Here is a 23,249-nt window from a genome sequence, read left to right as displayed (position 1 = left end):
CCTCGGAAGGTCCGTCCATGACCGCTGCCCCCGCCTACACCATCGTGCTCGACTGGCTCGAGGCCGAGCTGCGCTCCGGCGCCGTGGTCGTGGGGGACAAGCTGCCCGGCGAACGCACCCTGGCCGAACGCTTCGGCATCTCCCGGGCGTCCGTGCGGGAGGCCACCCGGATGCTCGAGGCCATGGGCCTGATCCGCGCCAGCGCCGGCTCCGGGCCGAACTCGGGGGCCGTCGTCGTCTCCGAGCCGTCCGCGGCGCTGGGCTGGGCGCTGCGCCTGCACATCGCCACCCGGTCCCTGCCGATGGCCGACGTCGTCGCCGCGCGCGTGCTCCTCGAGACCGATGCGGCGCAGGCTGCCGCCGCCACCTCCGGCGACCCCGAGAGCGTCGCCGTCCTGGCCGAGGTGGAAACCCTGCTGGACCGGATGGACGACCCCGCGCTGCCGGAGGAGGACTTCCACCTGCTCGACACCGAGTTCCACGTGCGGCTGGCCACCCTGGGCGGGAACGTCGTGACGGCGATGATGCTGGACTCCCTGCGCCAGGCGACCATCGGCTACGTGACCGAGACCGTGGCCGGGCTGTCCGACTGGCCCGCCGTGCGCGCCGGCCTGCAGGCCGACCATCGGCGGATCCTCGCCGCCTCCGCCGCCGGGGACGGCCGGGCGGCCGCGCAGGAGCTGCGGGAGCACGTCCTCGGCTTCGCCGCCCTCGCCCAGGCCGGCAGGGTGCCCGCCGGCGGCTGAGCCGGCGAAGGGTCCGGCGCGCGCGGGGTCCCGCCGGACGGACGGCTCCGGCGGTTCAGGCGGTGAGGCCGTGCACCAGGGCGCCCACGCCCACGGCGGTCAGCGAGCCCAGCGCACAGCAGAACTCCACGAGCATGCCCACACCCATGGCCGTGAGCGCGCCGATCGAGCTGCTCAGGGCGGCCCGGGCGTCCCGGGTGCGGGCCCACTGGGAGGCGAACAGGCCGACGGCGAAGCCGAGGAACAGACCCACCACCGGGATCACGAAGAACCCGACGGCGGCGCCGGCCACCCCCCACAGGATCGGGCCGCGGGTGACGCGTTCACGTCGCAGCCGTCGGCCGGTCAGCACCGCGGACGCGCTCAGCCCCGCCACGGCGAGACCGGCCGCGATGACGCCGAACGTCCAGGACGCGGGGGAACCCAGCAGCGCGGCCCACCCGAGAGCCGTCACGAGGTTGAGCAGCGAGCCGGGCAGGACGGGGTACACGGTGCCCACCAGCCCCACCAGGAGCAGGAGCACGGCCACGAGGGAGATCAGCGCGGGAGTCACCGCACCAGTATGACGGGACGGGCACCGCGGTGACGTATGCATGGGCGATCGCGCAGCGGCCCCCGCGCCCTCGCCGGAACGGGCCGGATGGGCTAGATTCGCCGCATGTTGGTCGCCGTGCCCACCGAAGTGAAGAACAACGAGTTCCGTGTGGCCCTGACGCAGGGCGGGGTCCAGGAGCTGGTGCGCGCGGGCCACCAGGTCCTCGTGCAGTCGGGGGCCGGCGTCGGCTCCGGCGCCTCGGACCAGGACTACCGCGACGCCGGCGCCGAGCTGGTCGACGACGTCGACGAGCTCTGGCAGCGCGCCGAGCTGGTCCTCAAGGTCAAGGAGCCCCAGCCGGAGGAGTACGGCCGCCTGCGCCGCGGCCAGGTCCTCTTCACCTATCTGCACCTGGCCGCCTCCCCCGCGTGCACGCGGGCGATCCTGGACGCCGGCACGACGGCGATTGCCTACGAGACGGTCACCCGCGGTCGCTCCCTGCCGCTGCTGGCCCCCATGAGCCAGGTGGCCGGCCGCCTGGCCCCCGCCGCGGGCGCCTACCACCTCCTCCAGCCGCAGGGCGGCTCGGGCGTGCTGATGGGCGGCGTGCCCGGCACCCGCCGCGCCCGGGTGGCCGTGATCGGCGGAGGGGTGGCCGGCGAGGCGGCGGCCGTGATCGCCGCGGGCATGGGCGCGGACGTGACTGTCCTGGACATCTCCCTCGAGCGGCTCGCGCAGCTGGACGCCGTCCACCAGGGTCGGATCCGCACGCTGGCCTCGTCCCACCTGAACATCGGTGAGACCGTGGCGGACGCGGACCTCGTGATCGGCTCCGTGCTGATCCCCGGCGCCGCGGCCCCGAAGCTGGTGACCGCCGAGATGGTGGAGTCCATGCGGCCCAGGTCGGTGCTGGTGGACATCGCGATCGACCAGGGCGGCTGCTTCGAGAACTCGCGGGCCACCACCCACCAGGATCCGACGTACCTCGTGGGGGACAAGATCTACTACTGCGTCTCCAACATGCCCGGCGCCGTGCCGCAGACCTCCACCTCGGCCCTGACCAACGCGACGCTGCCCTACATCAAGCGCATCGCCGACCTCGGATGGCGTGCGGCGCTGGCCGCGGACGAGGGCTTCGCCGGGGGCCTCAACGCGCACGACGGCGTCCTCACCCTGCCCTCCGTCGCCACGGCCGTGGCCGACGAGCTCGGCCTGGACCCCCAGAAGGACGTCCGCGTCACCTCCGAGGTGCTCGCGGAGGCCTGAGCCCCGCGCCCGTCGCGCGCGGGGCCGGCCGGCCGCTCAGAGCCCCGCGAGGAACGCCCGGTGGAACGACCAGTCGCCGGTCACCTCAGGGTGGAAGGCCGTGGCGAGCAGGTGGCCCTGCCGCACGGCCACGGGCAGCCGCGCGTCGCCGTCGAGCCCCGGTTCCGCCGCGGGCACGGACAGGCGCGACGCCGGCACGCTCGCCAGGACCTCGACGCCCTCCCCCGCCTGGACGACGGCGGGGGCGCGGATGAACACGGCGTGCACCGGCTCCGCCGCGACCGCGGGGATGTCCAGGTCCTCCTCGAACGAGTCCACCTGCGCGCCGAAGGCGTTGCGCCGCACGGCCACGTCCAGCACGCCGAGCCCGCCCTGATCCGGCGCCGGGTTGCGGATCTCGCGGGCCAGCATGATCAGCCCCGCGCACGTGCCGTAGGCGGGCAGCCCGTCGCGGAGGGCGGCGATGAGCGGGTCCTTGAGCCCCATGATCCGGGCGAGGCGGTCCATCACGGAGGACTCGCCGCCGGGCAGCACGATGCCGTCCAGACCCTCGAGGTCCGCGGGGCGGCGCACGGGGCGCGTGCGCGCGCCGAGGGACTCGAGCACGTGGGCGTGCTCCCGCACGTCGCCCTGGAGGGCGAACACGCCGACGGTCTTCTGTGGACTCACCAGCCGCGCTCGGCCAGGCGGTGCGGGGCGGGCAGGTCGCCCACGTTGATGCCCACCATGGCCTCGCCCAGGCCGCGGGAGGCCTCGGCGACCGCCATCGGGTCGTCGAACTGGGCGGTGGCCTTGACGATGGCGCGGGCGCGCTCGGCCGGGTTGCCGGACTTGAAGATGCCGGAGCCCACGAACACGCCGTCGGCGCCCATCTGCATCATCAGGGCCGCGTCGGCCGGGGTGGCCACGCCGCCGGCGGTGAACATCACGACGGGCAGGGCGCCGGTCTCGGCGACCTCGCGCACCAGCTCGTACGGCGCCTGCAACTCCTTCGCGGCCACGTACAGCTCATCCTGGGCCAGGCCCTGGAGCTGGGCGATCTCCTTGCGGATGGTGCGGATGTGCTTCACGGCCTCGGAGACGTCGCCGGTGCCGGCCTCGCCCTTGGACCGGATCATGGCCGCGCCCTCGGTGATGCGGCGCAGGGCCTCGCCGAGGTTGGTGGCGCCGCACACGAAGGGCACGTCGAAGTCCCACTTGTCGATGTGGTTCACGTAGTCCGCCGGGGAGAGCACCTCGGACTCGTCGATGAAGTCCACCTTGAGCGCCTGCAGCACCTGGGCCTCCACGAAGTGGCCGATACGCGCCTTGGCCATCACGGGGATGGACACGGCCTCGACGATGCCGTCGATCAGGTCGGGGTCGGACATGCGGGCCACGCCGCCCTGGGCGCGGATGTCGGCCGGGACCCGCTCGAGCGCCATGACGGCCACGGCGCCGGCATCCTCGGCGATGCGCGCCTGCTCCGCGTTGACGACGTCCATGATCACGCCGCCCTTCATCATGTCCGCCAGGCCGCGCTTGACGCGGGTCGTGCCGGTTCCGCGGGCGCCGTCGTCGGCGGCGGAGGCGGTGGAGGCGGAGAAGCTGCGGGCGCGCTCGTCGCTCATGGTGGTCCTTCCGAAGGGGTGGCGGCCCCGGCCGCGGGGCGGCTGGCCGGGGCGAAGACGCGGTCAACTCTAGTCCCCCGGCGGCGAAGCCCGGCCCGCGTCACGGACGACGACGTCACGCGGCCCCGTGCCGGCGCAGCGTGCGGCGTCGGCGCCAGACGACGAACGCGGCCACGGCCGCGAGGATCAGCACGAGGGCGAGGACGCCCCGGCCCTCTCCGAGCGCCGCGCCGATGACGGCCCAGACCACGGCCATCCCGACGGTCCCGTACACCACGCCCCACAGGAACGTGCCGAGCGCGGCCGCCGGCAGGAACCGGCGCCAGGGCATGCGGGCGACGCCGGCGGAGCCGATCACCGCCGTCTGGATGCCCACCGTGAGGTAGCAGAACGGGATGGCCCACACCCCGTGGCGCTGGATGAAGCGCTGGGCGCGGACATAGACGGGCCCCTCCATCACGCGGGCGAACCAGCGGGTCCGTTCGACGCCGGAGGCCAGCCCCCGCCCGAGCGAGAACACGATCAGGGTGCGCAGGATCGCCAGCATCCAGAAGAACCCGATGGACCACAGCAGCGGCAGCCCGTCGATCCACGCCATCATGGGCGGAGCCACCCGTCGGTGCGGGGACTCATGCGCGCGCCCCGGCCGTGCTCACGCGTTCCAGAGCCCGTACGAGTCCGCGAGGTCCGCGATCTTCTGGGCGCGCAGCACGCGGGGCAGGTACGAGCCGTCGCCGACGGCGGCGCCCTGCGCGTGCTTCTCGAGCAGGTCGCGGGCCCACGCGAGCTCGTCCTCGGACGGGGACATCGCCCGGTTGACCCAGTCCACCTGATCCCGGTTCAGGACGAGGCGGCCGGTCATGCCCATCGAGGCGGTGACGGCGCTGGAGTCGACGACCGCGTCTTCACCGTCCGTGTTGCCGGGCGGTCCGTCGATCGCGCCGGGCAGACGGCCCACGCGGGAGGCGATCACCATGCGGGAGCGGGCGTAGGCCATGGCCAGAGGGTCCTCGCCGACGCCGACGTCCTTGCGGAAGTCGTTCACGCCGAAGGCGAGACGGAACGTGCCCGGCGCCTTGGCCACGGCCGTGGCGTTCTCGATGCCCAGGGCGGACTCCAGCAGGGCGATCACCGGGGTGCCGGCGCGCAGCCGCATGGCGGTGAACGTGACCTGCTCCGGCTCCTCGGTCTCGGCCAGCACGACGCCGCGCACGCCGTCGAGGCCCGCGAGCGCCTCGAGGTCCCGCTGCCAGTGGTCCGTGGAGGTCGCGGAGATGCGCACCCACGCCGTCATGCCGCCGGAGAGGGCGTCCACGACGTGCTGGCGGGCCGCGTCCTTCTGCTCCTCCGGCACGGCGGCCTCGAGGTCGACGATGACGGAGTCGGCCTCGGAGGCCAGGGCGGGGGCGAACGCGTCGGGGGTGGCCGCGCTGACCAGCAGCCAGGAGCGGCTGAGCTTGGCGGGCAGGGCGGCGGCGCGACGGTTCCTCACGGGCATGGTCTCCAGCCTAGCCCGCCGCGGCCGTCCGCCCGCGGGCCCCTTCCCACCCGTGGGAGGCCTCACATCCGCTCGCGGCAGGCGAGGCGGACGGCCGTAGCATGGAGAGGCCGTCGGTCCGTCCGACGCCGCCGAGCCCCGACCGCCAGGAGTACCCGATGCGCCCGACCTCCCCTTCCCGCGCCCTGCGGCTCACGGGTGCCGTGGCGGCCGCGTGCCTGCTGGCCGGCTGCGCGGTCGCCCCCGACCTGGCCGAGGACTCGGCGTCCGACGACGGCGTGCCCCTGCCCGCGACGGAGGGGTATCAGCCGCTGACGGTCTACCTCGCCGTCGCCGAGGCGGAGGCGGTCCCGGGGACGAGCGGCCGGCCCTTCGGCTGCGGCGATCTGCTGGTGCCCGTGCAGACCGTGCCGACGGACACCGAGGACGAGGCGGACGCCGCCCTGGACTTCCTGTTCGCGGACGAGCGCGGCTGGCACGGCGACCCGTCGCTGTGGAACGCCGTGTTCGACGTGCGCGAGAGCCTCACCCCGACCGGGCACCGCCGCCAGGGCGACGTGGAGGTCTTCACCTTCACCGGCACCGTGACGCCGGAGGACGACTGCACGGCCGAGCGCATCCGCGCCCAGCTGCAGGCGACGGCCGCCGCCTTCACGTCAGCGGGACAGGTCCGGCTCGAGGTGGACGGCCGGGACCTCGACGACGTGCTGGGGCTCGAGCCGCTCCGCCTCGGCGAGTCCGTGGACGTCCCGCAGGGGGAGCCCACGCCGAGTGGGGAGCCGAGCGACGGATCCGGCGCGCAGACGTGGGCGCCGGTCGACCCCTCGACCTGGGCTCCGGCCGAGCCCTCGACCTGGGCGCCGGCCGAGCCCTCGGACGACACCTGGGCGCCGGCCGAGGAGTCGTCGTGGGGTCCCGCCGAGCCGACCCAGGGCACGTGGTCCCCCGCCCAGGAGCCGAGCGCCCCCTGACCGGGCGACCCGCCGTCGTCGCCCGTCATCGGGCCTCCACCGGCGGCCGCGTCGTGCTATAGGGTGCCGAGCGTGCGGAACCTCCGAGATCACCTGTCCCAGCGCGCCGTCGGCGTGAAGCAGTCCGCGGTCCGCGACGTCTTCGACATCGCGATGGACCCGAACCTCGTCTCGCTCGCGGGCGGGAACCCGTGGCTCGCCGACCTGCCCCTCGACGAGCTGGGCCGGATCGCCTCCGACCTGATGACCCGGTTCGGCACGGAGTCCCTGCAATACGGCCCGGGCCAGGGCGCCGAGGAGATGCGTGCCGCCGCGACCGCCGTGATGGCCGCCGACGGCATCCCGGACGCGGATCCCGACCTCGTGGTCATCACCCCCGGCTCGCAGGCCGCGATCGACACCGCCTGCCGGGCGTTCGCGAACCCGGGCGACGTCGTCGTGGTGGAGGACCCCACGTTCGTGGGCGCGTTGACCACCTTCACCACCTGGCAGCTCGAGGCCGTGGCCACGGGCACCGACGACCACGGCCTGGTGCCCGCGGCCCTCGACGAGACCCTGACCCGCCTGGCCGCCGAGGGCCGCCGCGTGGCCTTCCTCTACACGATCCCCTCGTTCGCGAACCCCTCGGGCGCCCTGCTGCCCCCGGGCCGCCGCGCCGAGGTGGGCGCGATCTGCGAGAAGCACGGCGTGCTCATCGTGGAGGACAACCCGTACGGGCAGATCGCATTCGACGGCGAGCCCGTCGCCCCGATCGCCGCCGACCACCGGGACAACGTGGTCCACCTAGGCACGATGTCCAAGATCTTCTCCCCGGGCGTGCGCATCGGCTGGGCGCTCGTGCCGGCCGCGCTCAAGCGCGAGTTCTACCTGTGCGCGGAGTCGGCCTACATCCACGCGTCCACGTACTCGCAGATGCTCTCCACCGCCTTCGTCACGCAGCTGGACTGGCAGGGCCACGTCCGCCACGTGACCGGGCTGTACCGCGAGCGGGCCGCGGCGCTCGTGGACGCGGTGCGTGAGCACTGGGACCCGGGGGTCGAGTTCATCACCCCGCAGGGCGGCTTCTTCCTGTGGGCCACCCTGCCGACCGGGGTGGACACCCTCGAGGTGATGCACCGCGGCATCGAGGCGGGCGCGGTGTTCGTGCCGGGGGCGGCCTTCACCCCCGTCGAGGGCACGCACTCCACCCTGCGCCTCGCGTACTCGTTCGTGGACGCCGAGAAGCTCGTGGAGGGCGTGCGGCGCCTGGCCCCGGCGGTGAACGAGTCGATCGCCCGGGCCCGCTGAGCCGCAGCGGGCGCCCACAACGACGTCGGCCCGGCGCGTCTGCCGGGCGTGCGACCTCTTCCCCGGGCCCGCGAGATCGTATACGATCTCGACCATGACGCAGAGCACACCGGATCCCACGCCCACCGTCACCGAGCACGACTTCACCGTCCGGGAGAACCGGCCGGGCAAGGTGCTCGCCGTCCACCTGAACTACCCCTCCCGCATCGCCCAGCGCGGCCGGTCCCCGCAGGCCCCCGGCTACTTCCTCAAGGCCGGCACCTCCCTCGCCCGCACCGGCGACACCATCGAGCGCCCCGCCGGCACCGAGCTGCTCGCCTACGAGGGCGAGATCGCGCTGATCATCGGCCGCACCGCCCGGCGCGTCAGCCCGAAGGAGGGCTGGTCGCACGTCTCCGGCATCACCGCCGCCAACGACTGGGGCCTCTACGACCTCCGCCACGCGGACAAGGGCTCCAACGTCAAGAACAAGTCCGGCGACGGCTACACCCCGCTCGGCCCCGCGGTGATCTCCGCCGCGGGCCTGGACCCGGCCGCCCTGCGCGTGCGCACCTGGGTCAACGGCGAGATCGTCCAGGACGACACCACCGAGGGCCTCGTCTTCCCGTTCGGCCGGCTCGTGGCCGACCTCTCGCAGCTCATGACGCTCGAGGAGGGCGACGTCATCCTCACCGGCACCCCCGCCGGCTCCTCCGTGGCCCAGCCGGGCGACGTCGTCGAGGTGGAGGTGGACGCCCCCAGCGCCCCCGGCGCACCGACCACCGGCCGCTTGGTGACGACGGTCGTCGACTCGGAGCACTCCCTGGCCCCGTTCGGCGCGCAGCCGCAGGTGGACGACGTGCAGCGCGAGGAGGCCTGGGGCTCCCGCGAGGCCGCCGGTCTGGCCCCGCAGGCCGCGGCGCCGTCGTCGTCCGCGGTGGACGAGAACGGCCACTGGGTCGCGAGCGCCCCGCAGCCGGACCGCTCCCTGCTGACCCCCGAGCTGCGCGCCAAGATCGACGCCATCGCGGTGGCCACCCTCACCGCCCAGCTGCAGAAGCGCGGCGTCCAGAACGCGACCATCGACGGCCCGCGCCCGATCCACCGGGGTCGGCGCGTCCTCGGCTACGCCAAGACCCTGCGCTACATCCCCAAGCGCGAGGACCTGGCCAAGGAGTTCGGCGGCGGCTTCAACGCCCAGAAGCGGGCGATCGACTCGGTGCAGCCGGACGACGTGGTGGTCATGGAGGCCCGTGGCGAGCACGGCACCGGCACCCTCGGGGACGTCCTGGCCCTGCGCGCCCAGGTGAACGGCGCGAACGCCGTGATCACGGACGGCGGCATCCGCGACTCCGCCGCCGTCGCCGAGGTCGGCCTCCAGGTGTACGCCGGCGCCACGCACCCGGCGGTGCTGGGCCGCCGTCACATCCCGTGGGAGGTCGGCGGCACCATCGCCTGCGGCGGCACCACCGTGCAGCCCGGCGACATCATCGTCGGCGACGACGACGGTGTGGTGGTCATCCCGCCGTCCCTGCTCCAGGAGGTTGTGGACGACGCCTACGAGCAGGAGCTCCAGGACGCCTGGGCGTACGAGCAGGTCAAGGCCGGCTACCCGGTGGACGGGATGTTCCCCCCGAACGCCGAGTGGAAGGCCAAGTTCGCCGAGTACCGCAAGACCCTGCCGGACGCCCCGGCCCCGGAGGGCGACGCCTGAGCATGCGCCGCACGGACATCGGAACGGTCGGCCTCGCAGGCGCCCCCGTCTCCAAGGCGGACCGCGCCTACCAGGCGATCCTCGAGGGGATCCGGGACCAGCGCCACGAGCCGGGCGACCGGCTGGTGCTGTCCCAGATCGCCGCGGAGCTGGGCATGTCCGTGGTGCCCGTGCGGGAGGCGATCCGCCGCCTGCAGTCCGAGAAGCTGGTGGCCTACGAGCGCAACGTGGGCGCCACCGTGGTGGGCATCGACCCAGTCGAGTACCGCCACACCATGGAGACGCTGGCGCTGGTGGAGGGGTTCTCCACCGCCCAGTGCGCCCCGCACGTGACCGCCGAGGACCTCGCGGCGGCCCGCGAGGTGAACGCGACCATGCGCGCGATGACGGAGTCGGAGAAGGCCTGGGACCCGGTGGCGTTCACCGAGCTCAACCGCCGCTTCCACTCGATCCTGTTCGAGCATCACCAGAACGAGCACGTGCACGACCTGGTGCACCGCGGCTGGAACCGCCTGGCCGCGCTGCGCTCCTCCACGTTCGCGTACGTGCCCGGTCGGGCGGTGGCCTCCGTGGACGAGCACGAGCACCTGCTGCGCCTGATCGAGGACGGGGCGCGCTTCGAGGAGATCGAGGCCGCCGCCCGCGCCCACCGCCTGAACACCCTGCACGCCTACCTGGAGCACAGCGCCGAGCCGTCCGCGTGACCGCCGGCCGGACCGGCGCCGACGCCGGCTGCTCCAAGCCCCGATCATCAGACCCACCCGAAGAACTCAGTGAAAGAGACACCATGACGGAGAAGACCAGCATCGAGGCCCGCAAGCCCGAGGGCCTGCCCGACGTCCTGCGCCACTACATCGACGGCGAGTTCGTTGACTCGATCGACGGCGACACCTTCGAGGTGCTCGACCCGGTGACCAACGAGCCGTACCTGACGGCCGCCTCCGGCAAGGCCGCGGACATCGACCGCGCCGTCGCCGCCGCCAAGCGGGCCTTCGAGTCCGGCGAATGGTCCCAGGCCCTGCCGCGCCAGCGCTCCCGCGTGCTGCACGCGATCGCCGACATCATGGAGACCCGCGGCGACCAGCTGGCCGAGATGGAGTGCTTCGACACCGGCCTGCCGATCAAGCAGGCGAGGGGCCAGGCCGCCCGCGCCGCCGAGAACTTCCGCTTCTTCGCGGACCTGATCGTGGCCCAGCACGACGACACCTTCAAGGTGCCGGGCCGCCAGATCAACTACGTGAACCGCAAGCCGATCGGCGTCGCCGGCCTGATCACCCCGTGGAACACCCCGTTCATGCTGGAGTCCTGGAAGCTGGCCCCGGCCATCGCCACCGGCAACTCGGTGGTCCTGAAGCCGGCGGAGTTCACCCCGCTCTCGGCCTCCCTGTGGGGCGACATCTTCGAGGAGGCCGGCCTGCCGAAGGGTGTGTTCAACATGGTGCACGGCTTCGGTGAGGAGGGCTACGCGGGCGACCCGCTCGTGAAGCACCCGGACGTGCCGCTGATCTCCTTCACCGGCGAGTCCCGCACCGGCCAGATCATCTTCGCCAACGCCGCCCCGCACCTGAAGGGCCTGTCCATGGAGCTCGGCGGCAAGTCCCCGGCCGTGGTGTTCGAGGATGCGGACCTGGACGCGGCGATCGACGCGACCATCTTCGGCGTGTTCTCCCTGAACGGCGAGCGCTGCACCGCAGGCTCCCGCATCCTGGTCCAGCGTTCCGTCTACGACGAGTTCGTGGAGCGCTACGCCGCCCAGGCCTCCCGCGTGAAGGTCGGCCTGCCGGACGACGAGACCACCGAGGTCGGCGCCATCGTGCACCCGGAGCACTTCGAGAAGGTCATGTCCTACGTGGAGATCGGCAAGACCGAGGCCCGCCTGGTGGCCGGCGGCGGCCGCCCGGAGGGCTTCCCCGAGGGCAACTTCGTGCAGCCCACCGTGTTCGCGGACGTGGCCCCGGACGCCCGGATCTTCCAGGAGGAGATCTTCGGCCCGGTCGTGGCCATCACCCCCTTCGACACGGAGGAGGAGGCCCTGCAGCTGGCCAACAACACCAAGTACGGTCTGGCCGCCTACATCTGGACCAACGACCTCAAGCGCGCCCACAACGTCGCGCAGAACGTGGAGGCCGGCATGGTGTGGCTGAACTCCAACAATGTGCGGGACCTGCGCACCCCGTTCGGCGGGGTGAAGGCCTCCGGCCTGGGCCACGAGGGCGGCTACCGCTCGATCGACTTCTACACCGACCAGCAGGCCGTGCACATCAACCTCGGCGAGGTCCACAACCCGGTGTTCGGCAAGCAGGAGCAGGCCGCGGCGAAGATCGACGGCTGACCCCGCGCTGACCGGCGACCACGACCGCGCCCGCACCGTCCCCGCGACGGTGCGGGCGACGTCGTCGTGGTGGGGCCGGGCCGGGCCTCTCCCCCGGCCCACCGACGCGGGTTGAGTTGTCGCGGGTGCAGGCGCCCCGGTCCCGCGACAACTCAACCCGCGTTCCTCGACCGCCTTCCCGTCGGCCGCGCGGATCGTATACGATCGAGCCCGTGACCGTGTCCCAGGCCACAGCGCACCGCCCCCTCACCAAGGAGCACCGATGACCAACCTCGAGAGCCGCCAGAAGACCTCCTCCGGCTTCTTCGTCACCAAGGAAGCCCCCATCGACCCGGAGAACCCCCTCCCCACCCCGACGTCCGAGGCGCCGGACATCCTGCGCTGCGCCTCGATGGAGCTCGTGGTCACGGACCTCGCCGCCTCCCGCGAGTTCTACGTGGACGTGCTCGGCCTCGTGGTCACCGAGGAGGACGAGGAGACCGTCTACCTGCGCTCCATGGAGGAGTTCATCCACCACAACCTGGTGCTGCGCCAGGGCGAGACCGCCGCCGTGGCCGCGTTCTCCTACCGCGTGCGCACCCCCGAGGACCTGGACAAGGCGGTCGCCTTCTACGAGGAGCTGGGCTGCCGTGTCGAGCGCCGGAGGGACGGCTTCGTCAAGGGCGTCGGCGACTCCGTGCGCGTCGAGGACCCGCTGGGCTTCCCCTACGAGTTCTTCCACGACGTCGAGCACGTGGAGCGCCTGGCCTGGCGCTATGACCTCTACACCCCGGGCGCCCTGGTCCGCCTGGACCACTTCAATCAGGTGACCCCGGATGTGCCGCGCGCCGCCCGCTACATGCAGGACCTGGGCTTCCGCATCACCGAAGACATCCAGGACGAGAACGGCACCGTCTACGCCGCGTGGATGCGCCGCAAGCCCACCGTGCACGACACCGCCATGACCGGCGGCGACGGCCCCCGGATGCACCACGTGTGCTTCGCCACGCACGAGAAGCACAACATCCTGGCGATCTGCGACAAGCTCGGCGCCCTGCGCATGTCCGACCACATCGAGCGCGGCCCGGGACGCCACGGCGTCTCCAACGCGTTCTACCTCTACCTGCGCGACCCGGACGGCCACCGCGTGGAGGTCTACACCCAGGACTACTACACCGGCGACCCGGACAACCCCGTGGTCACCTGGGACGTGCACGACAACCAGCGTCGCGACTGGTGGGGCACCCCGGTCGTGCCGTCCTGGTACACCGACGCCTCCCGCGTACTGGACCTCGACGGCAACCTGCAGCCGCTGGTCTCCCGCACCGACGACTCGGAGATGGCCGTGACCATCGGCGCCGACGGCTTCTCCTACACCCGCGAGGGGCAGGGCGAGGAGTCCATGCCGGAGTGGAAGCAGGGCGAGTACAAGCTCGGCAACCAGCTCTGACGGCACTGCCGGGCGCCGCTTCGGGACACCACGACGACGGCGGGCACCCAACGCAGGTGCCCGCCGTCGGCGTCCGCCCTCCCTGCCATCCTCCGCGTCTCCCCGCCCCACGCCGTTCGAGGCGGAAAATCCACCTCATTCGAGCCGGGAGGGCCAGTTTGAGCTCGATTTCCCGCCTCAAAGCGTGGGGAGCAGGGGTGTCCCGCCTCGCAGACGGGCGTCGGGGGGCTGGCCTGGCTCACGGTGCACCGCCGCAAGCCCGGGCTGGGCATCGGGACGCGCGCCCCGGACTGATCCGGGGCGGTGACAGGATGGCGACGGGGCCGGGGGCCGAGCCGCGTAATCGTATACGATCAAGGCCAGGCCCCTGCCCGTCGTCGTGAAGGAGACCGCTGTGCTGGACCACGAGACCCACCTCAAGATCGCCGACGAGCTGCACCGCGCGGGCATCGACCGCGTGCCCGTGCCGCGGCTGACCGCGCGCTACCCGGAGATGGAGATCGAGGACTCGTACGCCATCCAGCGCATCTGGGCCGAGCGTCAGGTCGAGGCGGGCCGCCGCAAGGTGGGCCACAAGATCGGCCTGACCTCCAAGGCCATGCAGGACGCGACCGGGATCGACGAACCGGACTACGGCGTGATCTTCGACGACCAGGTGTTCGAGTCCGGCCACGTGTACGAGTGGAAGAAGTACACCCACCCCCGCATCGAGATGGAGCTGGCGTTCGTGCTGCGGGACGAGCTGCGCGGGCCCGGTCTGAACCTGATGGACGTGCTGCGCGCCACCGAGTACGTGGTGCCCGCGCTGGAGGTGCTGGACTCGCGCATCGAGATGGCCGGCCGCACCATCACGGACACCATCTCGGACAACGCCGCCCTGGGCTCCCTGGTGATCGGCGGCCGCCCCGTGGGCGTGCACGACGTGGACCTGCGCTGGGTCTCCGGCATCCTCTCCCGCAACGAGGAGATCATCGAGACCGGCGTGGCCGCGGGCGTGCTGAACCACCCGGCCAACGGCGTGCACTGGCTGGCCAACCGCATCGCCGGGCACGGAGACGCGCTCGAAGCCGGTGAGATCGTGCTCGCCGGCTCCTTCACCCGCCCGATGTGGGTGTACCAGGGCGACACCGTCTACGCCGACTACGGCCCGCTCGGCACCATCACCTGCCGCTTCGCCTGAGCCGGCCGCCGTCGTCGCCCCGCCCGCCTGCCCGCAACGCGGGTTGACCTATCACCAGTACGACCCCGCTCCACCCGCGACAACTCAACCCGCGTCGGGTGGAGGGCGCGGAGAACCCCGGAGGAACGTCCCATGCCCGTCCGCCACAACCCGCAGCCGCTGTTCCGCGACCTCTTCACGCCCGAGGCCGTCGCCGCCCGTGGGGGCCGCCCCGCCGCCGGCATGTTCCTCTCCTCCGGGGACCCGACGACGGCGGAGATCTGCGCCGGCGCGGGCCTCGACTACCTGCTCATCGACGCCGAGCATGCCCCGCTGACCCTGCAGGACGTCCTCACCCAGCTGCGCACGATCGCCGGCTACCGCGTGCCCACCCTGGTGCGCGTGCCGGCGCTGGACACCGTGGCCATCAAGCAGTTCCTGGACCTGGGCGCCCAGACGCTGCTGGTGCCCATGGTCGACGACGCCGCGATGGCCCGCCGCGCCGTGGCCGCCGCCCGCTACCCGGACGGCTCCGCCGAGGGCGGGGTGCGCGGCGTGGGCTCCGCCCTGGCACGCTCCGGCCGCTGGAACCGGATCCCCGGCTACCTGCCCGGCGCGGCGGACCACGTCTCCGTGATCGTGCAGATCGAGACGGCCGCCGGCGTGCGGAACGCGGACGAGATCGCGGCGGTGGACGGGATCGACGGCGTCTTCATCGGTCCCTCGGACCTCTCCGCGTCCCTGGGCCTGCTCGGCCAGCAGTCACATCCGGAGGTGGTGGCGGCGGTGGAGGAGGTCATCGCGAAGGTCAAGGCCGCCGGGAAGATCGTGGGCGTCAACGCGTTCGTGCCCGCGCAGGCCGACGCCTACGCCGCCGCCGGTGCGGACTACGTCAACGTGGGCGCCGACGTCGCCCTGCTGGCCCGCGCCGCCGAGGCCCTCGCCGACCGCTGGTGCCCGGCGCCGAGCGACGTCGCGGCCGGCGGGGAGGGCGCGCCCCGCGCGTCGTACTGACCTGGTCATCCCCTCACTTCGGGGCGCGAAATCCACCCCATGGACGTCCGATCCTGGCCCATGACGTGGATTTCCCGCCTCGAATGGCTCGGGGCCGGCGCCCCGGGGGACGTCACCGCCTCCTGCACAACCACGCCGGGCCCCCTCGTGCGTCCCCAGGCCCCCGCTCGTCCGTCTCGGGACGCGGAGCGACGGAGCACGCTCGCCGCATGCCCCGTCGTCCCGCCCCGCTGCCGCCGTCGATCGACCCCACCGCCTTCACGGTCGATGACGCGCGCCGGGCGGGTGTGACGTGGTCCCGACTGCAGTCCTCAGACCTGCGGCGGCTGCGCCACGGCATCTACGGGCCGGCCGGCCCTGCGGCGGTCTCCTTCCGTGAGTGGACGATGGATGAGATCCGCGCGTATCAGCGGCGCCATCCCGACGTCGTCGTCAGCCATGAGACCGCCGCGCGCCTGCACGGCCTGACCGTGCCCGCACGGCTGTTGGCCCCCGGTGCGGTGCACGTCAGCGTCGGCACCTCGGGCGGCCGGCCGGTCCAGGCGGGTCTGGTGCCCCACCGCATCGAGGTGCCGGAGGGACAGCGGATGACGCGGGGCGGCGTGCTTGTGACGACGCCGGCCCGCACCCTGTGGGACCTGTGCGCGGCACGGGCGGCGCTCACGGAGCGGGACGTCGTCGTCGCCGGTGACGCCCTGCTCTGCCCGCCGTGGCTGCCCGGCGGCGGACGCGGGGATCCCGCCTACACCCCGGAGGAGCTCGTCCGATCGCTGGCCGAACGGGGACGTTTCCAGGGGCGAGGACTGGCCCGGGCGGCGCTGGCGAGGATGCGCGTGGGGGCGGATTCGCCGCGCGAGACACGTCTGCGGCTGGCGCTCGTCGATGCCGGGCTGCCGGAGCCCGAGGTGCAGTGCCGGCTGGACCCGTCAGACCGCCGCGCTCCGACGGTCGACCTCGGGTATCGGCCGTGGCGCCTCGCGTTGCAATACGAGGGCGAGCACCACCGCACCGCCGAGCAGCAGGCCCGGGACGTGCTGCGCGACCGCTGGTGCGCCGACCGCGACTGGCTCTCGATCAAGGTCATGTGGGCCGACGCCCGGGACGACTACGCGGACGTCGTCGCCCGGGTGCGGCGCCGGGCGGCCGCGTTCGGTGGGTGACCCGGTGAGATCCACGGTCACCGCAGTCCGCCACGGCCCCCCGTTTCGAGGCGGGAAATCCAGGTCAAAGCGCTCTGGTCCACACCCGTGGGGTCGATTTCCCGCCTCGAAAGGACGGGTGCGGTGGGAGTCGGCCCGTGAACACCCGGCCTCCCCCACGTAGCGTGGCCCCATGACCACGTCCGCCCCCACCCTGAGCTCGCATTTCGCCGACACCTTCCCCGAGCTCGCCCTGCCCTGGCAGGCCCAGGCCACGGACGGCCCGCAGCTCGTCCTGCTCAACGCCGGCCTCGCGGCGGAGCTCGGCCTCGACGCCGAGTGGCTCGCCACCGACGACGGCGTCCGCTTCCTCACCGGCGAGCAGCCCGGCCCGGACGCACGGCCGGTCGCGCAGGCGTACGCGGGCCACCAGTTCGGCCACTACTCCCCCCGCCTGGGCGACGGGCGCGCCCTCCTCCTCGGCGAGCTCACGGCTCCGGACGGTCGGCTCCACGACCTGCATCTCAAGGGCTCCGGTCGCACGCCCTTCGCGCGCGGCACCGCCGACGGGCAGGCCGTGCTCGGCCCCATGCTCCGCGAGTACGTGGTCTCCGAGGCGATGCACGCCCTCGGCGTGCCGACCACGCGGGCGCTGGCCGTCGTCGCCACGGGCCACCCGGTCCGCCGCGAGACCGTGCTGCCAGGCGCGGTGCTGGCCCGGACGGCCGCGTCGCACCTGCGCGTCGGCACGGCCCAGTACGCCGCGGCCCTCCCCGAGCAGGCGCACCCCACGGAGGTGCTGCGCCGGATCGTCGACGAGGCCATCGCCCGCCACCACCCGCACGCCACCGACGCCGAGCACCCCGCGCTCGCGCTCTACGAGGCGGTGATCGCCGCGCAGGCCGAGCTCATCTCCCGCTGGATGCTCGTCGGCTTCGTGCACGGTGTGATGAACACGGACAACATGACCCTGTCCGGCGAGACCATCGACTACGGCCCCTGCGCGTTCATCGACGCCTTCGACCCGGCCGCGAGCTTCTCCTCGATCGACACCCAGGGCCGGTACGCGTACGGCAACCAGGGGCCCATCGCCGCGTGGAACCTCGCCCGGCTCGGCGAGGCCCTCGTGCCCGTGCTCGACGACGACCCCGACCGCGCCGTCGCACTCGCCCAGGAGGCGCTGGGCAGGTTCCACGGCGCCCATCTCGCGGCGTGGCGGGGCGGACTGCGGGACAAGCTCGGCCTCCCGGCATCGGTGGCGGAGGACGACGTCGCCGCGCTCACCGACCGCCTGTTCCCGTGGCTGGCCGCGGCGCGGACCGACTGGACCTCGTTCTGGGTGCGGCTGGCCGAGCACACGGCGGCGCCCGTGGACGACGACGCGGCGCGCACCGAAGCGGCACGACTCGTCCCCGGCGCCCCGGACCCCGCGGGGCTCGCCGCCTGGCTCGCGGACTGGCGGGCGATGGGTCCCGATCCGGCCCGCATGCGCGCGGTGAACCCCGTCTACATCCCGCGGAACCACCTGCTCGACGAGGCCCTGACGGCCGCGGAGGGCGGGGACCTCGCCCCGGTCCACCGGCTGCTCGAGGCCGTCACGGATCCCTTCACCCCGCGCCCCGGGTTCGAGCGGTACGCGGAGCCGGGTCCGGCGGACGGGGCCCCGTTCGTCACCTACTGCGGCACCTGACCGCTTTCGTTGACGAAACGGGCGCCCTCACCCCCGCGCCAGCGACTTCACCGGCACGGCCGGGTCCGCGAGCGCGGCAGGGTCCACCACGATCCCCCGGTCGATGATGCGCCGGGCGGCCTTGACGGTCATGGGGTCGTCGATCGACGCGGCCCCGCGCAGGGTCCCGTCCGCGGCCAGCGCGAAGCTCGCCACCACGACGCCGCGCACTTCGCGATCCACGATCCGCCCACCGGCCGGCACCGTCATGTCCCCCACGGCCTCCACGTGTGCGTCGTACCGGTCGGACCAGAACCACGGGGCGCCCGGGGCGTCCGCCTGCTCCCCCAGGAGCGCCGCCGCGGCGGCCGCACCGGACCGCAGGGCCGGCTCCCAGTGCCGCGACGGCGCCCACGCGGACTCCCGGGCGCGCGCGGCGTCACCCACGGCCAGGATCCCGGGCACGGCCGTGCGGCCCATCGCGTCCGTGAGCACGCCGTCGGCCACCTCCAGCCCGGCGTCCTCGGCGAGGGCGGTGTCCGGCACGGTGCCTCCGGCCAGCACCACGACGTCGGCGTCCACGGTCCGCCCGTCGTGGAGGTGGAGCCGGTGGGCGGCCGGCAGCGCGGCGCCGCCGTCGGCGTCCCGGTGCTCGATCCAGGCCGCCCGGCCGACCTCGACCGCGACGCCGTGCTCGGCGTGCATCCGGTGCAGGCGCGCGGCCAGCGCCGGCCCGACCGCCGCGCGAGCCGGGGCGTCCGTCCCGGTCACGAGCGTCACCGCGGCGAGCGAGCGACGCGCCGCGGCCGCAACCTCCGCTCCCGTGAAGCCGCCGCCCACGACCGCCACCTCGGCCCCGAACGTCAGGCGGTCGCGCAGGGCCTCGGCGTCGGAGCGGGTGCGCAGGGTGATCAGGTCCGGGTGGTCGGCGCCGGCGACGTCGAGGGCCCGGGGTCGCCCGCCCGTGGCGAGCACGACCGCGTCCGCCTCCAGGACCCGCCCGGAGGCCGTCTCCACCCGGTGGGGCGCGGGGCCGCCGTCGGGGTGGACGCCGCCCGGCACCACCCGGACCGCCTCGTCCTCCACCAGCTCCACCCCGTGCTCGGCGAACCACGTCGGCGGGGCGAGCAGCAGGCGGTGCGCGTCCGCGTCGCCGGTCAGGAACTCCTTGCTCAGGGGTGGCCGGTCATAGGGCACGCCCTGCGGGTCCACGAGGGAGATCCCGCCCGCGAAACCGCGGCGCCGCAGCTCGCGGACCACGGCGAAGCCCGCGACGCCGCCGCCCACCACGACGACCGAGCCGGGCACGCCCGCCGGGGCCTCGACGTCGTGGCTCATGCGCCGGGGACGAGGTAGAGCTGGCCCTCGCGCTCCTCGACGCGGTGCACGCCGACGCCCTTGGTGGCGGGCAGGCAGAGCGCCTCGCCGGTGCGCAGGCAGAACTGTGCGGCGTGCAGCGGGCACTCCACGCGGTCGTCCTCGAGCCAGCCCTCGGCCAGCGAGGCGTCCTCGTGGGTGCACGTGTCGTCGATCGCGTGGAACTCCCCCGCGTCCGTGTGGAACACCGCGACGTCGTCCCTCGTCCCCGCCGTCGCCGCCGGGACGACGATCGCCTCGCCCTCCGGGACGTCCGCCGCCGCGCCGATGTGGATCGGCTCCGCCATGGTCTGCCTCCTCTGGTTCCCGGGCCGAGCGGCCCGTGGTGGTCTCCCGTCACCGTATCCCCCGCGCGGACCCGACACCCCTCCGCTGTGTTCCGCCCCGGCGCCATGCCGTGCCCACCTGTGAATGGATGAACCGGACATCACGGGGGCGTGAAATGACCCGACAAGCCTCCGAAAGATGTTCCCGGGAATGGCCGATCACGCTACGATCACGACGGCTCTCCGGCCCTCATCCCGCCCTCACCACGTCACCGACCCGGGGAGGCGACACGGCCCGCGCCTGTCGTTCCTCGGGCACTCCACCTTCCGAAGGCATCCGCATGAAGATTCTCCCGCCGCGCTCCGCCGCGTCCCCCCGCCCGCTCGCGCCCGCCGTCGCGGTCGCCGCGCTCTCCGTCCTCGTCGGCGGCCTGCTCCCGCAGCAGCCGTCCGCGACCACGGAGGGCGCCCCCGACACACGCCCTCGCGACGACGCCGCCCGCGCCACGACCGCCGGCACGGCCGCGACCCCCGCGTCGGCCGCTCCCGTCGAGGGCGCCGGCGTCGCGACCGTCCCGCAGGAGGGCGAGAACCTCGTCCCGGCCGAGGAGGCTCCGGCCGGCGTCGTGCTCGGCGAGCCCGTGGTGGACCGCCCGTTCACGGTGGCCGCCGCCGTGTGGGACGCCGCGGCGGACGACGCCGTCGAGCGCGTGGAGATCCGCGTGCGTCAGGACGGGGCCTGGGGCCCGTGGCAGGTCCTGGATCGGCCCGTCCTGCCCGAGGGCGCCGCCCCCGCGCGCACCGGCACGGACCCGTTCGTCGCGTTCGGCGCGGACGGCGCCCAGCTGCGCGTGACCACCGTCGACGGCGCAGCCCCGGCCGGCCTCGAGCTGTCCCTCATCGACCCGGGCACGGCCGCCACGGACGAGACCGTCGCGAGCGCGCACCCGGCGGTGGCCGCCGAGCAGGCAGCCGAGACCGCCGGCCTGCCCCGGGGCGTGAAGTCGAGCGCCGTCGTCGGGGGCGCCGCACCCGCCGAGGCCCACACCGTGGCCACGGCCTCGGATGCGCGCGCGAAGATCCTCCCGGACGTGATCACCCGCGCGCAGTGGGGCGCTGACGAGTCCTGGGCCGAGTCCTCCCCGCAGTTCGACCAGGTGCGCGCGCTGACCATCCACCACACGGCCGGCACCAACGACTACACGCGCGCCCAGGCCGTGGAGCAGATGCGCGGCATCTACGCGTACTACACGAAGACCCTCGGCTGGGGCGACTTCCCGTACCACCTGATCACGGACCGCTTCGGCAACATCTACGAGGGCCGCCGCGGCGCCCTGGACTCGAACCCGCTGGGCACGCACGCGGGCGGGTTCAACCGGGGCACGATGGGTGTCTCCACGATGGGCGACTACGACGTGGTCGCCCCGTCCGAGGAGGTCGTGGACGCGATGGCCCGCGCCACCGCCTACTACCTGTACCGCGACAGCATCGACGCGCGGGGCCGAGTCACCCTGACCTCGGGCGGCAGCACGAAGTACGCCGCGGGCACGCCCGTCACCGTGGACACGATCTTCCCGCACCGGGCCACGTCCGCGACCGCGTGCCCGGGGCAGCACCTGATGGCCCGCTTCGACGACCTGCGCGACCGCGCCGAGGCCATCGCGACGGCGGCCGGCCAGCCGCCGGCACCGGCCACCCCGGCGCCGATGCCGGCCCCGTCGACCGAGCCGTCGACCGCCGGCACGTACACGGTGCAGCCGAACGACGGCTGGTGGACCATCGCCCGCCGCACCGGCGTGCCCGCGGCCACCCTCCAGGAGCTCAACGGCATGACCGAGTCGACCGTGCTCCACCCGGGCATGGTGCTGCGCACCGTCGCCGACCCGACCGCCCCGGAGCCCACCCCCATCACCACCGGCACGTACACGGTGCAGCCGAACGACGGCTGGTGGGTCATCGCCCGACGGACCGGCGTGTCCGCCGCGGAGCTCCAGCGGCTCAACGGCATGACGGCGTCGACCGTCCTGCACCCGGGGATGGTGCTCATCACGGCCGCCACGGCGCCGGCCTCCCCGCCCGCGCCCGCCCCGGCCCCGGGCACGTACACGGTCCGCGAGGGCGACGGCTGGTGGATCATCGCCCACCGCACCGGCGTGACGATGGAGACCCTCCAGCGCCTCAACGGCATGACCGCGACCACCGTGCTGCACCCGGAGACGGTGCTGCGGACCGGCCAGACCGCCTCCGCCCCGGCGCCCTCGCCCGCCACGTACGTGGTCCAGGCGAACGACGGCTGGTGGCTCATCGCCCAGCGCACGGGCGTCTCCATGGAGCGCCTGCAGCGCCTCAACGGTATGACGGTCTCGACCATGCTCCACCCGGGCATGGTGCTGCGCACCGCCTGAGCACCCCGCCGGGACGACGTCGGCCCGCGCCTGCGCGTGAAGGTGCGGGCCGACGTCGTCGGTTGAGTTATCACCGGTCGCAGGCCGCCGCACCCGGGATAAGTCAACCGGCGTTCCTCCCCAGGACAAGTCGACGACGGCGCAGGCCTCCGAGAGCCCGTGGGGCCGGTGGCTGCGGCGCCGCGGCTCAGTCCTCGAGCTTCTCGAACCGCACGCCGGGGTGCGCCGCCTCCAGCTCCTCCCACGTGATGCCGTGCAGCTCGCGGACCCGCACGACCCCGGAGGCGTCCAGCAGGAAGACGCCCCGATCCGCGTAGATGCGGGAGACGCAGCCGACGCCGGTGAGGGGGAACGTGCACTCGGCCAGCAGCTTCGGATCGCCCTTCTTGGTGAAGAGATCCATCATCACGTAGGTGTCCTTGGCGCCGATCGCCAGGTCCATCGCACCCCCGACGGCGGGGATCGCCCCGGGCTTGCCCGTGGACCAGTTGGCGAGGTCGCCGGTCGCGGAGACCTGGTAGGCGCCGAGGACGCACACGTCCAGGTGGCCGCCGCGCATCATGGCGAACGAGTCGGCGTGGTGGAAGTACGCGGCCCCGGGCAGCTCGGTGACGGGGATCTTGCCGGCGTTGATGAGGTCTTCATCGATCTGCTCGCCCTCGGCCTGCGGGCCGAAGCCCAGCATGCCGTTCTCGGTGTGCAGGGTGACGTTCTTCTCCGCCTCCAGGTAGTTGGACACCGTGGTGGGCTGGCCGATGCCCAGGTTCACGAAGGAGCCGGGGGCGATGTCCGCCGCGATCGTACGGGCCAGTTCGTCCTGGGTCAGCGGGGTGTCGGTCTGGGTGATGCTCAT

At 73.6% G+C, this 23,249-nt stretch carries 21 protein-coding genes; 13 read left to right on the top strand and 8 right to left on the bottom strand.

All coding sequences use genetic code 11. From position 1 onward, the window contains the following. The first annotated feature begins 17 nt into the window (after positions 1-17). Positions 18-746 carry a FadR/GntR family transcriptional regulator gene (locus ACTSKS_RS07340; RefSeq protein ID WP_002857917.1) on the top strand — a complete coding sequence of 243 codons (729 nt, stop codon included), beginning with the start codon at positions 18-20 and terminating at the stop codon, positions 744-746. Positions 747-801: 55 nt separating this feature from the next. Here ACTSKS_RS07340 and ACTSKS_RS07335 read toward each other — a convergent pair whose 3' ends face one another. Continuing rightward, positions 802-1,299, bottom strand: a complete 498-nt coding sequence (locus ACTSKS_RS07335) for a DUF456 domain-containing protein (RefSeq protein WP_078026223.1) — start codon at positions 1,297-1,299, stop codon at positions 802-804. 105 nt (positions 1,300-1,404) lie between these two features. Between ACTSKS_RS07335 and ald the strand changes: the two genes are divergently transcribed. Beyond that, positions 1,405-2,547, top strand: coding sequence for an alanine dehydrogenase (gene ald, locus ACTSKS_RS07330; RefSeq protein WP_144879596.1), 1,143 nt, complete (start codon positions 1,405-1,407; stop codon positions 2,545-2,547). A 36-nt stretch (positions 2,548-2,583) separates the two neighbouring features. On the opposite strand, the gene pdxT is transcribed toward ald, so the two are convergent. The 4 genes from pdxT to ACTSKS_RS07310 form a co-directional block, all read right to left on the bottom strand. Then, a complete protein-coding gene (gene pdxT, locus ACTSKS_RS07325; RefSeq protein WP_170721351.1) occupies positions 2,584-3,216 on the bottom strand; it encodes a pyridoxal 5'-phosphate synthase glutaminase subunit PdxT in 633 nt (210 codons plus the stop codon). Next, entirely contained in the window at positions 3,213-4,157 is a 945-nt protein-coding gene (pdxS, locus tag ACTSKS_RS07320; protein ID WP_036313496.1) for a pyridoxal 5'-phosphate synthase lyase subunit PdxS, read from the bottom strand. Before pdxS ends, pdxT begins: the two co-directional genes overlap by 4 nt. Before the next feature lie 115 nt (positions 4,158-4,272). Beyond that, a complete protein-coding gene (locus ACTSKS_RS07315; RefSeq protein ID WP_036383252.1) occupies positions 4,273-4,758 on the bottom strand; it encodes a DedA family protein in 486 nt (161 codons plus the stop codon). Between the two features lie 51 nt (positions 4,759-4,809). Continuing rightward, positions 4,810-5,655, bottom strand: a complete 846-nt coding sequence (locus tag ACTSKS_RS07310; protein WP_036383255.1) for an HpcH/HpaI aldolase/citrate lyase family protein — start codon at positions 5,653-5,655, stop codon at positions 4,810-4,812. Between the two features lie 158 nt (positions 5,656-5,813). On the opposite strand from ACTSKS_RS07310, the gene ACTSKS_RS07305 reads away from it, so the two are divergent. The 10 genes from ACTSKS_RS07305 to ACTSKS_RS07260 all read left to right on the top strand — a co-directional run bounded on the left by ACTSKS_RS07305 (position 5,814) and on the right by ACTSKS_RS07260 (position 18,369). After that, positions 5,814-6,626, top strand: a complete 813-nt coding sequence (locus ACTSKS_RS07305) for a hypothetical protein (RefSeq protein WP_182488706.1) — start codon at positions 5,814-5,816, stop codon at positions 6,624-6,626. Between the two features lie 72 nt (positions 6,627-6,698). Continuing rightward, positions 6,699-7,913: an aminotransferase-like domain-containing protein gene (locus ACTSKS_RS07300; RefSeq protein ID WP_163721531.1), complete on the top strand. Its 1,215-nt coding sequence runs from the start codon at positions 6,699-6,701 to the stop codon at positions 7,911-7,913. A 94-nt stretch (positions 7,914-8,007) separates the two neighbouring features. Beyond that, a complete protein-coding gene (locus tag ACTSKS_RS07295) occupies positions 8,008-9,606 on the top strand; it encodes a fumarylacetoacetate hydrolase family protein (protein WP_060974213.1) in 1,599 nt (532 codons plus the stop codon). Positions 9,607-9,608: 2 nt separating this feature from the next. Further along, the gene (locus ACTSKS_RS07290; RefSeq protein ID WP_063188614.1) at positions 9,609-10,310 is read left to right on the top strand and encodes a GntR family transcriptional regulator; all 702 of its coding nucleotides are present in this window, start codon (positions 9,609-9,611) and stop codon (positions 10,308-10,310) included. Positions 10,311-10,393: 83 nt separating this feature from the next. Beyond that, a complete protein-coding gene (gene hpaE / locus ACTSKS_RS07285; RefSeq protein WP_063188616.1) occupies positions 10,394-11,938 on the top strand; it encodes a 5-carboxymethyl-2-hydroxymuconate semialdehyde dehydrogenase in 1,545 nt (514 codons plus the stop codon). Between the two features lie 262 nt (positions 11,939-12,200). Beyond that, positions 12,201-13,367, top strand: coding sequence for a 3,4-dihydroxyphenylacetate 2,3-dioxygenase (gene hpaD, locus ACTSKS_RS07280; RefSeq protein ID WP_063188618.1), 1,167 nt, complete (start codon positions 12,201-12,203; stop codon positions 13,365-13,367). 394 nt (positions 13,368-13,761) lie between these two features. Then, on the top strand, positions 13,762-14,547 hold the full coding sequence (locus ACTSKS_RS07275; protein WP_063188620.1) for a fumarylacetoacetate hydrolase family protein: 786 nt from the start codon (positions 13,762-13,764) through the stop codon (positions 14,545-14,547). 132 nt (positions 14,548-14,679) lie between these two features. Then, positions 14,680-15,540, top strand: coding sequence for an HpcH/HpaI aldolase family protein (locus tag ACTSKS_RS07270; RefSeq protein ID WP_063188622.1), 861 nt, complete (start codon positions 14,680-14,682; stop codon positions 15,538-15,540). Positions 15,541-15,749: 209 nt separating this feature from the next. Further along, a complete protein-coding gene (locus ACTSKS_RS07265) occupies positions 15,750-16,700 on the top strand; it encodes a hypothetical protein (protein ID WP_063188624.1) in 951 nt (316 codons plus the stop codon). 172 nt (positions 16,701-16,872) lie between these two features. Continuing rightward, complete coding sequence (locus ACTSKS_RS07260) at positions 16,873-18,369, top strand: protein adenylyltransferase SelO (RefSeq protein ID WP_063188626.1); 1,497 nt, start codon at positions 16,873-16,875, stop codon at positions 18,367-18,369. A gap of 27 nt (positions 18,370-18,396) precedes the next feature. Here ACTSKS_RS07260 and ACTSKS_RS07255 read toward each other — a convergent pair whose 3' ends face one another. Both ACTSKS_RS07255 and ACTSKS_RS07250 read right to left on the bottom strand, forming a co-directional pair. After that, positions 18,397-19,686 carry an NAD(P)/FAD-dependent oxidoreductase gene (locus tag ACTSKS_RS07255; protein WP_063188628.1) on the bottom strand — a complete coding sequence of 430 codons (1,290 nt, stop codon included), beginning with the start codon at positions 19,684-19,686 and terminating at the stop codon, positions 18,397-18,399. Continuing rightward, positions 19,683-20,012 carry a bifunctional 3-phenylpropionate/cinnamic acid dioxygenase ferredoxin subunit gene (locus ACTSKS_RS07250; RefSeq protein WP_002857882.1) on the bottom strand — a complete coding sequence of 110 codons (330 nt, stop codon included), beginning with the start codon at positions 20,010-20,012 and terminating at the stop codon, positions 19,683-19,685. Before ACTSKS_RS07250 ends, ACTSKS_RS07255 begins: the two co-directional genes overlap by 4 nt. A 320-nt stretch (positions 20,013-20,332) precedes the next feature. Between ACTSKS_RS07250 and ACTSKS_RS07245 the strand changes: the two genes are divergently transcribed. Beyond that, complete coding sequence (locus ACTSKS_RS07245) at positions 20,333-22,396, top strand: LysM peptidoglycan-binding domain-containing protein (RefSeq protein WP_317676564.1); 2,064 nt, start codon at positions 20,333-20,335, stop codon at positions 22,394-22,396. 187 nt (positions 22,397-22,583) lie between these two features. Here ACTSKS_RS07245 and ACTSKS_RS07240 read toward each other — a convergent pair whose 3' ends face one another. Further along, positions 22,584-23,249 carry a 3-oxoacid CoA-transferase subunit B gene (locus ACTSKS_RS07240; RefSeq protein WP_020624468.1) on the bottom strand — a complete coding sequence of 222 codons (666 nt, stop codon included), beginning with the start codon at positions 23,247-23,249 and terminating at the stop codon, positions 22,584-22,586.

Origin of the sequence: Micrococcus sp. TCR-5, assembly GCF_052220525.1 — a bacterium.
Classification (GTDB): Bacteria; Actinomycetota; Actinomycetes; order Actinomycetales; family Micrococcaceae; genus Micrococcus; species Micrococcus luteus.
Note: the sequence above shows the minus strand (reverse complement) of the source record. Positions and strands in the feature narration are given on the sequence as shown.